This window comes from Phenylobacterium sp., from assembly GCF_041920015.1.
Lineage (GTDB): Bacteria > Pseudomonadota > Alphaproteobacteria > Caulobacterales > Caulobacteraceae > Phenylobacterium.
In genome coordinates, this window is the sequence record NZ_JAYRST010000025.1 from 26,616 (window position 1) to 40,767 (window position 14,152).

A 14,152-nucleotide genomic window follows, 5' to 3' on the forward strand; every position below is an offset into this window, starting at 1 on the left:
CGGCGCTCCTCACCCCGTGATCCGGTAGCGGCCGTCGCGGTCGGGGCAGACGCGGACGTAGCGGTATTCGTCGCCGGAGACCGGGGCGGGGGCCAGGCGGCAGCGCTGGTTGCTGTAGTAGCTGTAGTCGTAGCGGCCCGAGCGGCGGGCGCGGTCGTAGGCGCCCTCGCGGTAAGGGATGGTCTGGTCGTAGCTGTAGTAATAGCCGCGGTCGTCGCAGCGGGCCGAGGAGCGGCCGACCCCGACGCCGATGCCGCCGCCGACCAGGGCGCCTAGCACGGCGCCCTCGGTGCGGGCGTTGCGGGCGGCGATGTTGGAGCCGAGCGCGCCGCCGATCAGGGCGCCGATCAGGCCGCCGGCCACCGAGTTGGTGTCGCGGCGGTTGCGACAGGACGGATCGGAGCTGAAATAGGAGGTGTCGTGCCCGTAGTCGCCGGCGCTCCAGGCGGGCGGCGGTCCGTAGCGGCGTTCGTAGGCGCCCGAACCCCAGCGGCGGTCGTAGGTTCCGCGCTGGCGCTCCCAATCGGCGCGGCGGGCTTCGTAGTCGCGGCGGGCGGCGTCGTAGTCGGCGCGCTCGCGGTCGTACTGGCGCAGGTCCTGGCGGTACTGGTCGGTGGGCTGGTACTGGGCGAAGGCGGCCGGCGGCGCCACCGAAAGCGCCGCCGCCGTCGCCAGTGCGATCTTGATCATTCGCATAGGTTGGCTCCTGGCTGCCTCAGCGCCCGCCGGGGGGCGGGCCGAGGGCGAGGGGATCGCCGGCCTCCCGCCGGGACGTCGGTCCGACCTCGGCTATCAGAACGTGACGGGGCGGCGGCGGTTGCAGTCGCCGGGTTGACGCGCGGGCCGCGATGGAGGTTCCTCGGGCTTGTGAGGCGGGCGCTTCGCGCCTAGTTTCCGCCGCTTCCGCCAACGGAAAGGGAAGATTCCTCGAATGGCCGCACACTATCTCGAGTTCGAGCGCCCGATCGCCGACCTCGAAGCGAAGATCGAGGAACTGTCCAAACTGTCGGAAACCACCGGCTCCGGGGCGCTGGACGCCGAGATCGAGGCGCTGCGGGCGCGGGCGCAGGAAGTGCGCCGCCAAGCCTACGCCAAGCTGGACGCCTGGCAGAAGACCCAGGTGGCGCGCCATCCCGACCGGCCGCACTTCGTCGACTATTGCAGCGGGCTGATCGAGGAGTTCGTGGAGCTGCGCGGCGACCGCAAGTTCGCCGACGACCAGGCGATCCTGGGCGGGCTGGGCCGGTTCCGCGGCCAGCCGGTGGTGGTGATGGGCCACGAGAAGGGCCGCGACACCGTCGGCCGCGTGAAGCACAATTTCGGCTACGCCCGGCCCGAAGGCTATCGCAAGGCGATCCGGCTGATGGAGCTGGCCGAGCGCTTCAACCTGCCGGTCATCAGCTTCGTGGACACGCCCGCGGCCTATCCGGGCGTCGGCTCGGAGGAGCGCGGGGTGGCCGAGGCCATCGCCCGGTCCACCGAGAAGTGCCTGATGCTGGAGGCGCCGATGGTCGCGGTGGTGACCGGCGAAGGCGGCTCGGGCGGGGCGCTGGGCATCGCCTGCGGAAACCGGGTGCTGATCCTGGAACACGCCATCTATTCGGTGATCCCGCCGGAGGGGGCCAACTCGATCCTGTGGCGCGGGGCGCGCACGGCCGAGGAAGCGGCCAAGGCGATGAAGATCACCGCCCAGGACCTGATCGGCATGAAGATCGTCGACCGGATCATCGCCGAGCCGCCGGGCGGGGCGCACGCCGACAAGGAGGCGACGATCCAGGCGGTGGGCGACGCCATCGAGGACGAGCTTTCCAAGCTGGCCGGGCTGTCGATCGAAGCCCTGCGCAAGCAGCGGGCCGAGCGCTTCTACGCCATCGGGCGCAGCGGGCTGCAATAGGGCTTGGCGCTAAACCGGCTTGCCTGACGCGGCGTTGGCGGGTTCATTGTCGCCCAAACAAATGTTTGGGAGGGCGCTATGGCCTTGAAGACCCGTTTCACCGAACTCGTGGGCGTCGAGCACCCTGTCGTGCAGGGCGGGATGCAATGGGTCGGGCGCGCCGAACTGGTGGCCGCGGTGGCCAATGCAGGGGGGCTGGGCTTCATCACCGCCCTGACCCAGCCGACGCCGGACAAGCTGCGCGAGGAGATCGAGCGCTGCCGCGCCCTGACCGACAAGCCGTTCGGGGTGAACCTGACCATCCTGCCGGCGATCAACCCGCCGCCCTATGCCGAATACCGCCAGGCGATCATCGACAGCGGGGTGAAGATCGTGGAGACCGCCGGCAACAAGCCGGCCGAACACGTCGCCGAATTCAAGAAGCACGGGATCGTGGTGATCCATAAGTGCACCAGCGTTCGCCACGCCCTGTCGGCCGAGCGGATGGGTGTGGACGCCATCTCCATCGACGGCTTCGAATGCGCGGGCCACCCGGGCGAGGACGACGTGCCGGGCCTGATCCTGATCCCGGCGGCGGCCGACAAGGTGAAGATCCCGATGATCGCCTCGGGCGGGTTCGGCGACGGGCGCGGCCTGGTCGCGGCCCTGGCGCTGGGCGCCGAGGGGATCAACATGGGCACCCGCTTCATGTGCACCAAGGAAAGCCCGATCCACCAAGCGATCAAGGAGCAGATCGTCGCCAACGACGAGCGCGCGACCGACCTGATCTTCCGCACCATGCACAACACCAGCCGGGTGGCGAGGAACGCCGTCAGCCAGCAGGTGGTGGCGCTGGAGAAGCAAGGCGCCAAGTTCGAGGACGTGCGCGAACTGGTGGCCGGCGTCCGCGGCCGCAGCGTCTACGAGGTGGGCGACAACGATGCGGGCATCTGGTCGGCCGGCCAGATCCAGGGCCTGATCCACGACATTCCCTCCTGCCAGGAACTGGTGAGCCGCATCGTCCGCGAGGCCGAGGAGATCATCAACGGCCGCCTGGCCCGCTTCTCGACCACCCGTCAGGCCGTGCCGGCCTGACGGAGATATGTCCTAGACCAGGCTGCGGAGCGTTTCGGTGAGGTCGTCGACCGCCTCGGCGGTGACGGCCCATGAGCACATGAAGCGCACCGAGCCGTCCAGGAAACGGTAGGCGAACCAGCCGGCGGCGTGCAGGCGCGCCAGAGCCTGATCGTCCATGTGCACGAAGACCGCATTGGCCTCGACCGGATGGGCGAGGGGAAAGGGCATGGCGCCGGCGAGCCGCCGGGCCATGGCGTTGGCGTGGGCGGCGCGGGCGGTGAAGGCGCCGGTCTCCAGCATGCCGATGAAGGGGGCGGCGTAGAAGCGGCCCTTGGACGGCAATTGGCCGGCCTGTTTCAGGCGCGCATCGAAGCGGCGGGCCAGGGCGCGGTCGAAGATCACGACCGCCTCGGTCGGCGGCATGCCGGCCTTGGTTCCGCCGACCACCAGGATGTCGACGCCGAGCCGGGCGACGGCCTTCAGGTCGAAGCCGGCCGCCGCGGCGTTGGCCAGGCGCGCGCCGTCGAGATGGACGGCCAGGCCCTTGGCCCTGGCCGGCGCGATCAGGGCGGCGAGCTGGTCCTGCGAATAGAGCGCGCCGTATTCGGTGGCGTTGGTCAGGGAGAGGGCGGCGGGCGACTGTCGGTGCGAGACGTCGGGCTGATCCAGGGCGCCGGCGAGGGTGTCCGGCGCGATCCGGCCCGAGGCGCCGGGCAGGCCGACGAGGCCCAGGCCATGGCCGAAGAAGCCCGGCGCGCCGGTCTCGTCGGTGCAGACATGGGCGTGCTCGTGGGCGAGCACCGCTTCGAACGGGCGGCAGATCGTGCCAAGGGCGATGGCGTTGGCCGCGGTGCCCGAGGCGACGAAACGGACCTCGGCGTCGGCGTCCAGCAGGGCGCGGACCGCATCGGCGGCGCGGGCGCTGACCTGGTCGGTCCCGTAGCCCGAGGTGAAACCGGCGTTGGCGGCGATCACCGCCTCCATGGCCTCGGGCGCTGCGGGGGCGGTGTTGTCGGAGGCGAAATCGTAGCGGGCCATGGGCGGCTTGGTAGCGCGGCTTTCGTGCGCGGCGAAGCCGGGAGTTTTCTGGAATCTTCATAGTCGCCCCGTCATGTTCGGCGGCGGGGGTTTGAGTATGGGTGATTTTTCCGGGGCGGATCTGGCCGGACGGCTGGCCAATGTCGCGCGGCTGACCGCGCATGCGGTGGCCCTGTGCGACGCCGCCGGCCGGGTCGAGTGGATCAACGACAGCTTCACCGCCATGACCGGCTACAGCCTGGCCGAGGTGCGGGGCCGCCAACTGGGCGAGCTGTTCTATTGCGTCGACGCCGATCCGGAGACGGTGGCCTGGATGGCGGCGCGCGCCGCGGCTGGCGAGGGGTTCCGCACCGAGGTCCTGAACCAGGTGAAGGAAGGGCGGCGGGTCTGGATGGACGTCGACTTCCGGCCGATCTTCGATGATGCGGGCGCCCTGGACGGGTTCATGGCCATTCAGGCGGACGTGACGGCGGCCCGGCAGATGCGCGAGCGGCTGGCGGCTGCGTCGACGGCGCTGAAGGCGGCCGGGCGCCTGGCGCGGCTGGGCGGCTGGGAGGTCGACCTGATCGCCGGCGTGGTGCGCTGGAGCGCCGAGCTGGTCGAGTTGCTCGGTCGGCCCGCCCCGGTCGAGAACCACATCGCCTCGATGGACGTCTATGCGCCGAACGAGCGCGAATGGGTGCTGGAGCACATCAGCCACGCCATCCGCACCGGCGAACGGGTCGATTTCGAGGCCCAGGCGGTGGGGGCGGACGGGGCGCCGATCTGGCTGCGGGTGATGGGCGAGGCGCGCATGGTCGACGGGCGCTGCGTGGCCCTGCACGGCGCCAGCCAGGACGTCACCGCCCAGCGCGAGGCGATGGCCGAGCTGCGCGAATCCGAGCGGTTCGGGCGCGGGGTGATCGACGGCCTGCCCGCCCTGTTGACCGTCATCGACGAGTCCGGGGCGATCATCGCGGCCAATTCGGCGTTCCGGAAGCTGGGGGCGGAGGTCGTGAAGAGCGACGTCTATCCGATGGGCCGCAACCTGTTCGACGTGTTCGACCGGCTGCCGGGCGGGCGCGGCAAACTGCTGACCCGGGGCGTGCGCTCGGTGCTGGCGGGGCAGGCCGACAGCTTCACCCGCGCCTATCAGGCCAGGAACGGCGAGTGGTTCCGGCTGGTCGCCGCGCGGTTCGAGGGCGAGGGACCGGTGCGCTGCGTGGTCATCACCCAGTCGATCGAGGACGTGAAGCGCTCGGAACGGCGGCTGAAGGAGCTGAACCTGCGGCTGCGCAAGGCGCGCGATGCGGCCAATGCGGCCAATGCGGCGAAGTCGGCGTTCCTGGCCACCATGAGCCACGAAATCCGCACGCCGTTGAACGGGGTGCTGGGCATGGCCCAGGCCATGGCCGGGGACGAGCTGATCGACCGCCAGCGCGAGCGGCTGGAGGTGGTGCGCCAGGCGGGCGAGACGCTGCTGGTGCTGCTCAACGACCTCCTGGACCTGTCGCGGATCGAGGCCGGGCGGCTGGAGCTGGAGGATGGGGCGGTCGACATCGCCGCGCTGATGCAGGGCGTGGCGGCGACCTTCGGGCCGTTGGCGGCCGAGAAGGGGCTGGAACTGGAGCTTGCGGCCGAGCCGGCCTTGAACGGGCTTTGGGCGGGCGATCCGATCCGCGTGCGCCAGATCCTGCACAACCTGGTCTCCAATGCGGTGAAGTTCACCGCCCGGGGAACGGTGCGGGTGCGGGCCCTGCGGCGGGCCGGCCGGCTGGTGCTGGAGGTCGCCGACACCGGGCCGGGGATCGCGGCCGAGCGGCAAGGCGCGCTGTTCCAGAAGTTCGTGCAGGAAGACGCCTCCACCACCCGGCGCTATGGCGGGTCGGGCCTGGGCCTGGCGATCTGCCGCGAACTGGCCGAGCTGATGGGCGGACGCGTCGGGGTGGTCTCCGAGCTTGGCGCAGGATCGACCTTCACGGTGAGCTTGCCGCTGACGCGGGTGCGGGCCGCGCCGGAGCCGGCGCCGCAGGCGCCTGCGCAGGTTCCGGCCGGCGGGCTGCGGGTGCTGGCGGCCGAGGACAATCTGGTCAATCAACTGGTGCTGAAGACCCTGCTGGCGCAGCTTGGCCTGGAGGTCGCCTGCGTGGCGGACGGCCAGGCGGCGGTCGAGGCCGCGGCGCAGGGCGGCTGGGACCTGATCCTGATGGACGTGCAGATGCCGGTGATGGACGGGCCGACCGCGACCCGGCGCATCCGCGAGCACGAGGCGGACGCGGGCCTGGCCCGCACGCCGATCATCGCCCTGACCGCCAACGCCATGGCCCACCAGGAGGCCGAATACCGCGCCGCCGGCATGGACGCCCTGGTGCCCAAGCCGCTGGAGGTCGCTCGCCTGGTCGAGGCGATCGCGGCGGTGACGGGGGAATAGGCCCGCCGTGTAGAGGCTAGCTCTCCCGGCCCCAGGCCTGGACGTCGGCGACGAAGAGGTCGGGTTCCTCCATGGCGGCGAAGTGGCCGCCGCTGGGCTGCTCGGTCCAGCGGACGATGTTGTAGGCGCGCTCGGCCCAGGGGCGGGGCGGGGCGGTGTAGAGCGGCTCGCCCGGGAAGTTGGCGAAGGCGGTCGGGGTCTCGCAGCGCTCGCCCTCGGCCATCAGTGGGGGCCGCTCTTCCAGCAGGCCGCGATAGTACCAGGCGCCGGTCGCAAAGGCGCCGGTCATCACGTAGATCATGATGTTGGTCAGCAGCCGGTCCTTGGGATGGACCTGGTCGAGGGACCGCTGGCGCAGGTCGGACCAGTCGTGGAACCGCTCTGCGATCCAGGCGGCCTGGCCGACCGGGTTGCCGGCGCCCAGCCAGGCCAGGGACTGCGGCCTGGAGGACTGGAGCCGGAAATAGGCGCCCATCACGTCCATCATCGCGCCCTGGCGGGTCATCCAGGCGACTTCCTCCTCGCTCTTGGGACCGCCGGCCGGGCGGAAGCCCATCATGTTGAGGTGGATGGCCGAGACGTTCTGAGCGTGTTCGAGGCCGAGCCAGGAGGTGACGAGCGCGCCCCAGTCGCCGCCCTGGGCGCGGTAGCGGTCGTAGCCCAGCACCTGGGTCATCAGGGTGTTGAACAGCCGCGCGGTGGTCTGCTGGCCGATCGGCCGGGCCGGCCTGGACGAGAAGCCGAAGCCGGGCAGGGAGGGGATGACGAGGTCGAAGGCGTCTTCGGCGCGACCGCCGAAACGGCTGGGCCAGGCGAGCTTTTCGATCACGCCCCAGAATTCGTAGTGCGAGCCGGGCCAGCCGTGGGTGAGCAGCAGCGGCCGCTTGCCGCCCGCTTCGCCGACCACGTGCAGGAAGTGGAGGTCGAAGTCCTCGACCCTGGCGGTGAACTGGGGGAAGCGGTTGAGGTCGGCGACCGCGGCGCGCCAGTCGTAGCGCTCGGTCCAATGGTCGCAGAGCTCGCGCAGATAGGCGCCGTCGCAGCCATAGGCCCAGCCGTCGGGAACCTGCGGCGCCGGCGGCCAGGGATAGGCGCGGACCTGATCCAGCACCGCCTGGACGGCGTCGTCGCTCCAGGCGACCTCGAACGGTTGGACCATGCGGCGTTCCCCTTTTTCTTTGGTTGCGACGAAGGTGGCGCGGTTGCCCTTGGGGGCGTCAATACGGATTCCTGCCGGTAGGGCGGGGCGATTGGGCTTTCTTTTCCTCCCCTACGAAGCCGGGCAGGGCTATCGCATATGGCGCGGATAAGCGGTGGTATCCCACTTCGCATGTCGTCCCGGAAAGCGTGCAGCGCTTGTCTGGGATCCATGAACACCTGAGCTTTCAGGGTCTGGCGCCGCCGAGGCGGATTCTGAACCGCCTGTGTTCATGGGTCCCGGTCTTGCTTCGCAAACCGGGATGACACCCATATGCGATCGCCCGGCGAAGCGGGGGAGGAAAATACTTGGCCTCCGCGCCCGGGCGCAGGCCTCGGGCCAGGGTCTGGCCGAGCTGGCGCGAGAGGGTGCGGGCCGCGCCGCTGGGCAGCTTGCCGGCGAGTTCGAGGGTGACGGCGCCGTGGGTGGCGGCCCAGTACATGCGGCCGATCTCCTCCGGGTCGCCCTGCATGAAGCCGGATTCGACCAGGCCGCGGATATAGGCCGACTGCATGGCGTTGGCGCGGGCGGCGGCTGCGACGAGGTCGGGATAGTCCTTCTCGTGCGGCTGGTTGAGGTCGAACATCAGCTTGTAGGTCTGGGGGTGTTCGAAGGCGAAGTTGAGATAGGCCTCGCCGACCGCGGTGCTCTTGGCGCGCGCGCTGCCCTGGGTCTTGGTGAGCGCCGTCTCCAGCGCCTCGGCGAAGCGGTTGAAGCCGTTGGTGCGCACCGCGGCCAGGATGTCCTCCTTGTCGGCGAAGTAGCGGTAGGGGGTCATGGGGCTGACCCCCAGCTCGGCGGCGAGCTGACGCATGGTCACCGCGTCCGGCCCCTTCTCGGCGAACAGCTTTTCGGCCGCTTCGCACAGGCGTTCGCGGAAGTCGGCGACGTCGGCTTCGGACAGGACGCGGGGCATCGGGGACTCAAGGCCAAGGAAAAAGAGCTTGCCATGGCCTAACTCTTACGAGATAAATTTACAACGTAAAAAGCAAAGAAGAGGAGACGCAGATGGACGGCGAGGTTCGCATCAACCCCTACCTGTCCGGCAACTTCGCGCCGGTTCGCAGCGAGGACGACTTCGACCTTGTGGTGAAGGGCGAGATCCCGAAGGACCTGCGGGGCACGCTCTATCGCATCGGTCCCAATCCGCAGTTCGAGCCGCGCGGCCAGTACCACTGGTTCGCCGGGGACGGGATGATCCACGCCTTCCACGTGGAGGACGGCAAGGTCGGCTATCGCAACCGCTATGTCCGCACGCCCAAGTGGGAGCTGGAGAACGCGGCGGGCCAGGCGCTGTTCGGGTCGTTCGGCAACCCGATGGCCACCGATCCCAGCGCCATCGGCAAGGACAGCGGCGTAGCCAACACCAACATCGTCTCGCACGCCGGGCGGCTGCTGGCGCTGGAGGAAGGGCACATGCCCTTCGAGATGGAGTCGCGGACCCTGAACTCGAAGGGCTATGTGGAAGGCTACAAGGGCCGGACCACGGCCCATCCCAAGATCGATCCGAAGACCGGCGAGATGGTCTGGTTCGGCTATGGGATCGGGCCGATGCCGTTCGGCGCGGGGATCAGCTACGGCGTCACCGACGCGGGCGGGCAGGTGGTGCGGCGCGACGATTTCGAGGCGCCCTATTCCTCGATGATTCACGACTTCCTGGTGACGGAGAACTACGTCGCCTTCCCGGTGCTGCCGCTGACCGGCAGCCTGGAGCGGGCGATGAGCGGGCTGCCGGCCTTCGCCTGGGAGGCGGACAAGGCGAGCTATGTGGCGGTGATGCGCCGCGACGGCGACGTCTCGTCGATCCGCTGGTTCAACGCGCCGGCGCGCTATGTCTTCCACCCGATGAACGCCTGGGAGGAAGGCGGCAAGCTGATCGCCGACGTGTTCGAATATCCGGCCGCGCCGCTGTTTCCCAACGCCGACGGGTCGCCCGGCCAGAAGACCGCCGCGCGGATGGTGCGCTGGACCTTCGACCTGGCGGGAAACTCCGACGCGATCAAGGTCGAGCCGATCGACGACCTGGATGGGGAGTTCCCGCGCTTTGACGAGCGGTTCGCGGGCCTGGCCTATAGGCACGGCTGGTATGCGGCCGATCCGGGCGGGGCCAAGACCATCAAGCAGAACGCCATCGCCCACCTGGATCTTTCGACGGGCAAGCGCTCGGTCTACGCCCTGCCGGAGGGGGACATGACCTCCGAGCCGGTGTTCACGCCGAGATCGGACGATGCGAGCGAGGGCGACGGCTGGCTGACCGCGGTGGTCTGGCGGGCGGCGGAGAACCGCAGCGACTTCCTGGTGTTCGACGCGCTGGACGTCGCCAAGGGGCCGATCGGGACCGCCGAACTGCCGCGCCGCGTGCCGTTCGGGTTCCACGGCAACTGGGTGGCGGGGTAGGGACCGCCCGCCATTCGGCGCCGGCCAGGGCCTTGGATGCGGCGACGCCTTCCCATAGACCTGTCGGTCGCAACGTGAGCGATCGGGAGGAGCCATGCGGGCGATCTGGTACGACCGGACGGGGCCGGCGCGCGAAGTGCTGCAACTGGGCGACCGGCCGACGCCCGAGCCGGGGCAGGGCCAGGCGCTGATCCGCGTGCGGGCCTCGGGGGTCAATCCTTCGGACGCGGGGATGCGCGCGGGGCCGGCGCCCATGGCCTATCCCCGCATCACGCCCAACAGCGACGGGGCCGGCGTGGTCGAGGCCGTGGGGCCGGGCGTCTCTCCCGCCTGGGTCGGCAAGCGGGTCTGGTTCTACAACGGCCAGCGCAACGGCCGGGCGTTCGGATCGGCGGCAGAATACATCGAACTGGACGTCGACCTGCTGAGCGTCCTGCCGGACCAGGTCTCGTTCGCCGAGGGCGCGACCCTGGGCATTCCCTGCATGACCGCCCATCGCAGCCTGTTCCTGGCCGGGCCGGTGCAGGGACGCACGGTGCTGGTCACCGGCGGGGCCGGCGCGGTCGGCCACTATGCGGTGCAACTCGCCGCCTGGGCCGGGGCGAGCGTGATCGCCACGGTGAGCTCGGAGGAGAAGGCCGAGCGGGCGCGGGCGGGCGGCGCCCATCACGTGATCGACTATCGCCGGGAGGACGTGGCCGCGCGGGTGCGCGAGCTGACCGACGGGGAGGGCGTGCATCACGTCGTCGACGTGGATTTCGGCGGCAACCTGGCCGCGACGCTGGCCTGCGTGCGGCTGAACGGCTCGATCGCCTATTACGCCACCAAGGGCGCGCGCGAACCGGTTGTGCCGGCGGGGGCGATGATGGGGCTGAACCTGCAGGTCAGCGGCGTCTATCTGCCGGTCTCGCCGCACGAGGCGCGGCGGCGGGCGCAGGCGGACATCACCCGCTGGATCGGAACGGGCGAGCGGATGTTGTCGGTGGCGGGGCGCTTCCCGCTGGAGGACTGCGCCGGCGCGCACGAACTGGTCGAGAGCGGCGGCAAGGTCGGGACCGTGGTGGTCGAGCCGTGACGGCGCCGCAGGACGCCATCCGCGCCCGCCGCAAGCTGACCAACAGACTGATCGCCGCCCACGATGCGCGGCGGCTGGCGCCGTTCTTCGCCTCCGACGCGACCCTGATCTCCGGCGAAGGTGGCCTCCTGATGGGCGCGGCGGCGATCATCGCCGCCTTCGAGGCGCAGTTCGCCGACCCCAGCTTCGTGACCTATCTGCGCACCACGCAGGAGGTGGCGCTGGACCCCTTCGGCGAGCGCGCCGCCGAGACCGGGACCTGGCTGGCTACCTGGAAGGATGCGTCGTCGAGCGGCCCCTATCTCGCCGCCTGGAAGAAGGTGCGCGGCCAGTGGGTGATTGAGAGCGAGACCTTCGTCACCACCGGTTAGGTTGCGGGGCGCGGCGGCGGCGGTTATGTAGGGGCATGGTCAGCGCCTTTGCAGCCCTGCTCCGCGTCAGCACGCGACTTACCGGCGGCCGCCGGATCTAAACGGCTGCCCCGGCGGCGGCACGCCAGCCTCAATCCATAATCCTACGCCTCCCTGCGAGAGAGCCGCCCCATGCCCATGCTGCGCGACCCATCGGTCAAGTATCGCCCGTTTCCGCCTGTAGACCTGCCGGACCGCCAATGGCCGTCGAAAACCATCACCAGGGCCCCGCGTTGGCTGTCGACCGACCTGCGCGACGGCAACCAGGCCCTGGCCGACCCGATGAACGCCGAGAAGAAGCAGCGCTTCTTCGAGCTGCTGGTCGCCATCGGCCTTAAGGAGATCGAGGTCGGCTTCCCCTCGGCCGGCGCGACCGAGTTCGACTTCATCCGCAGCCTGATCGAAGAGGGCCGCGTGCCCGAGGACGTGATGGTCCAGGTGCTGACCCAGTCGCGGCGCGACCTGATCGAGCGCAGCTTCGAGAGCCTGGAGGGCGCGCGGGCGGCGACCGTGCACCTCTACAACGCCGTCTCGCCGGTCTGGCGCGAAGTGGTGTTCGGCCTGGACCGGGCAGGGGTGAAGGCCCTGGCGGTCGAGGGCGTCAGCATCATGCGCGAGCAGGCCGAGAAGCGGCCGGGCACGGACTGGCGCTATGAGTACAGCCCCGAGACCTTCTCGACCGCCGAGCTGGAGTTCAGCCTGGAGGTCTGCGAGGCGGTGCTGGACGTGCTGGAGCCGACGCCGGAGAAGCCGGTGATCCTGAACCTGCCGGCGACCATCGAGGCGGCGGGACCGAACATCTATGCCGACCAGGTGGAGTGGATGCACCGCCATCTGTCGCGGCGCGACAGCGTGGTCATCTCGGTCCACCCGCACAACGACCGCGGGACCGGCGTGGCCGCAGCCGAACTGGCGGTGATGGCCGGCGCCGACCGAGTGGAAGGCTGCTTGTTCGGCAACGGCGAGCGGACCGGCAATGTCGACCTGGTGACCCTGGCGCTGAACCTCTACACGCAGGGCGTCGATCCGGGCCTGGACTTCTCGGACATGGAGACCGTCGTGAAGACGGTCGAATACTGCAACCAGTTGCCGGTGCATCCGCGCCATCCCTATGGCGGGGAACTGGTGTTCACCGCCTTTTCCGGCAGCCACCAGGATGCGATCAAGAAGGGCTTCGAGGCGCGGGCCAGGCGCAACGACGAGGTCTGGGCCATGCCCTACCTGCCGATCGACCCGGCCGACCTGGGCGGCAGCTACGAGGCGGTGATCCGGGTCAATTCGCAATCGGGCAAGGGCGGGGTCGCCTGGGTGCTGCAGCAGGACAAGGGCCTGAAGCTGCCCAAGCCGATGCAGGCCGACTTCAGCCGCGTGGTGCAGCAGCTGGCCGACGACACCAGCCGCGAGCTGGTCACCGCCGATATCTGGGAGGCGTTCCAGCGGGCCTATCGGCTGACGCCCGGCCAGCGGTTCGAGCTGGTCAGCTTCGAGGAGACCGGGGTTTCGCGCGCCGACCAGCAGCGGGTGTTCGTGGGCGAGCTGCGGCTGGACGGACGGGCGATCACCATTCGCGGCCGTGGCAACGGCCTGATCTCCAGCCTGCTGGCGGCGCTGGAGAGCGACTGCGGGGTGAAGCTGGACGTCAGCGACTTCCAGGAGCACGCGATCGGGACCGGGGGCGATGCCGTGGCGGCTGCCTATGTGCAGTGCCGTACGAGCGATGGGCGCACGATCTTCGGCGTCGGCATGGACGCCGACGTCGCCACCGCCTCGGTGCGGGCGGTGCTCAGCGCGGCGAACGGGGTGGGGTAGTTTTCGCGGCCCAGGTGCTCCCTTTTTGGGCGGGGCCATCGCATATGAGTGTCCTCCCGGTTTGCGAAGCAAGACCGGGACCTATGAACACATGCGGTTCAGAAACCGCCTCGGCGGCGCAAGAGCCTGAAAGCTCAGGCGTTCATGGATCCCGGACAAGCGCTGCGCGCTTTCCGGGACGACATGCGTGGGTGGGAACATGGCCGTCCATCTGCGCGGCGGTCAGAGGGGCGTTTGAGAGTCCGCTCGCCCGGGTGAAGGCCGGGCTCCGTCGCGCTGGCCGGGCAGGTGACCGACTCCGCGCCCGGCCACAGAGCCCGGCCTTCGCCGGGGCGAGCGTCAGGGGTGCAGGTAGAACTCCACAGGGGTCGAGACTTCGATGCGTTCGCCGCGCACTCCGTTCGGGGCGCCGGGGAAGGGGTTGGAGCGGTCCAGCATGGCCATGGCCTCGGCGTCGAGGCTGGCGAAGCCGGAGCTCTTGATGACGTCGCCGCCGAGCAGCCGGCCCTGGCGGTCGACGGCGAACTGCAGGTGGACGACGCCTTCCTCGCGGCGCATGCGGGCGCGCTTGGGATAGGTCTTGTGCGCCTCCAGCCAGGCGCGCAGGCGCGAGGCGTAGTCGAGGCTGGCGCCGTTCTTCGCATCGATGTCGAGCCCGTCGCGGGTTCCCTGGCGCGGCGGCGGCGCTGCGGCCGGGGCGGCGCTGGACGCGGCGGCGAGCTGGATCGGGGCGGGCGGTTGGGCCGACGCCGATGCGGCGGACGGCGGGCTCGCTGCGGCGGCAGTCGTCGAAGGCGCATCCTGGCGGACCTGGGGTGGAACAACAGCCGTCGGCGCAGGCTCCCGAGGAGGGGAGGAAGGAGCC

The 14,152-nt window shown here is 70.1% G+C and carries 12 protein-coding genes; 7 read left to right on the top strand and 5 right to left on the bottom strand.

Annotation, left to right across the window (positions count from 1 at the left end):
- Positions 1–9: 9 nt before the first annotated feature.
- Positions 10–690 (bottom strand): hypothetical protein, encoded by a 681-nt coding sequence (locus ACE3TL_RS07515; protein ID WP_374578099.1) that lies wholly within the window; start codon positions 688–690, stop codon positions 10–12.
- A 241-nt stretch (positions 691–931) separates the two neighbouring features.
- On the opposite strand from ACE3TL_RS07515, the gene ACE3TL_RS07520 reads away from it, so the two are divergent.
- Both ACE3TL_RS07520 and ACE3TL_RS07525 read left to right on the top strand, forming a co-directional pair.
- On the top strand, positions 932–1,894 hold the full coding sequence (locus tag ACE3TL_RS07520) for an acetyl-CoA carboxylase carboxyltransferase subunit alpha (protein ID WP_374578100.1): 963 nt from the start codon (positions 932–934) through the stop codon (positions 1,892–1,894).
- Between the two features lie 45 nt (positions 1,895–1,939).
- Positions 1,940–2,968, top strand: coding sequence for an NAD(P)H-dependent flavin oxidoreductase (locus ACE3TL_RS07525; protein WP_374578111.1), 1,029 nt, complete (start codon positions 1,940–1,942; stop codon positions 2,966–2,968).
- Positions 2,969–2,980: 12 nt separating this feature from the next.
- On the opposite strand, the gene ACE3TL_RS07530 is transcribed toward ACE3TL_RS07525, so the two are convergent.
- Positions 2,981–3,988 (bottom strand): low specificity L-threonine aldolase, encoded by a 1,008-nt coding sequence (locus tag ACE3TL_RS07530; RefSeq protein ID WP_374578101.1) that lies wholly within the window; start codon positions 3,986–3,988, stop codon positions 2,981–2,983.
- 97 nt (positions 3,989–4,085) lie between these two features.
- On the opposite strand from ACE3TL_RS07530, the gene ACE3TL_RS07535 reads away from it, so the two are divergent.
- Positions 4,086–6,398 (top strand): ATP-binding protein, encoded by a 2,313-nt coding sequence (locus tag ACE3TL_RS07535; protein WP_374578102.1) that lies wholly within the window; start codon positions 4,086–4,088, stop codon positions 6,396–6,398.
- 16 nt (positions 6,399–6,414) lie between these two features.
- On the opposite strand, the gene ACE3TL_RS07540 is transcribed toward ACE3TL_RS07535, so the two are convergent.
- Both ACE3TL_RS07540 and ACE3TL_RS07545 read right to left on the bottom strand, forming a co-directional pair.
- Entirely contained in the window at positions 6,415–7,557 is a 1,143-nt protein-coding gene (locus ACE3TL_RS07540) for an epoxide hydrolase family protein (protein ID WP_374578103.1), read from the bottom strand.
- Positions 7,558–7,783: 226 nt separating this feature from the next.
- On the bottom strand, positions 7,784–8,512 hold the full coding sequence (locus tag ACE3TL_RS07545) for a TetR/AcrR family transcriptional regulator (protein WP_374578104.1): 729 nt from the start codon (positions 8,510–8,512) through the stop codon (positions 7,784–7,786).
- A 92-nt stretch (positions 8,513–8,604) separates the two neighbouring features.
- Here ACE3TL_RS07545 and ACE3TL_RS07550 point away from each other — a divergent pair, with 92 nt between their 5' ends.
- From ACE3TL_RS07550 to leuA, 4 genes are all read left to right on the top strand, one after another.
- On the top strand, positions 8,605–9,993 hold the full coding sequence (locus tag ACE3TL_RS07550) for a carotenoid oxygenase family protein (protein ID WP_374578105.1): 1,389 nt from the start codon (positions 8,605–8,607) through the stop codon (positions 9,991–9,993).
- Positions 9,994–10,087: 94 nt separating this feature from the next.
- Positions 10,088–11,068 carry an NADPH:quinone reductase gene (locus ACE3TL_RS07555; RefSeq protein WP_374578106.1) on the top strand — a complete coding sequence of 327 codons (981 nt, stop codon included), beginning with the start codon at positions 10,088–10,090 and terminating at the stop codon, positions 11,066–11,068.
- On the top strand, positions 11,065–11,439 hold the full coding sequence (locus ACE3TL_RS07560; protein WP_374578107.1) for a DUF4440 domain-containing protein: 375 nt from the start codon (positions 11,065–11,067) through the stop codon (positions 11,437–11,439). The genes ACE3TL_RS07555 and ACE3TL_RS07560 overlap by 4 nt, the downstream gene beginning before the upstream one ends.
- 177 nt (positions 11,440–11,616) lie before the next feature.
- Positions 11,617–13,287, top strand: coding sequence for a 2-isopropylmalate synthase (leuA, locus tag ACE3TL_RS07565; protein ID WP_374578108.1), 1,671 nt, complete (start codon positions 11,617–11,619; stop codon positions 13,285–13,287).
- Positions 13,288–13,626: 339 nt separating this feature from the next.
- Here the strand turns inward: leuA and ACE3TL_RS07570 are convergent.
- Positions 13,627–14,152 (bottom strand): energy transducer TonB (locus ACE3TL_RS07570; RefSeq protein WP_374578109.1); only part of this gene is annotated, 526 nt, incomplete at its 5' end.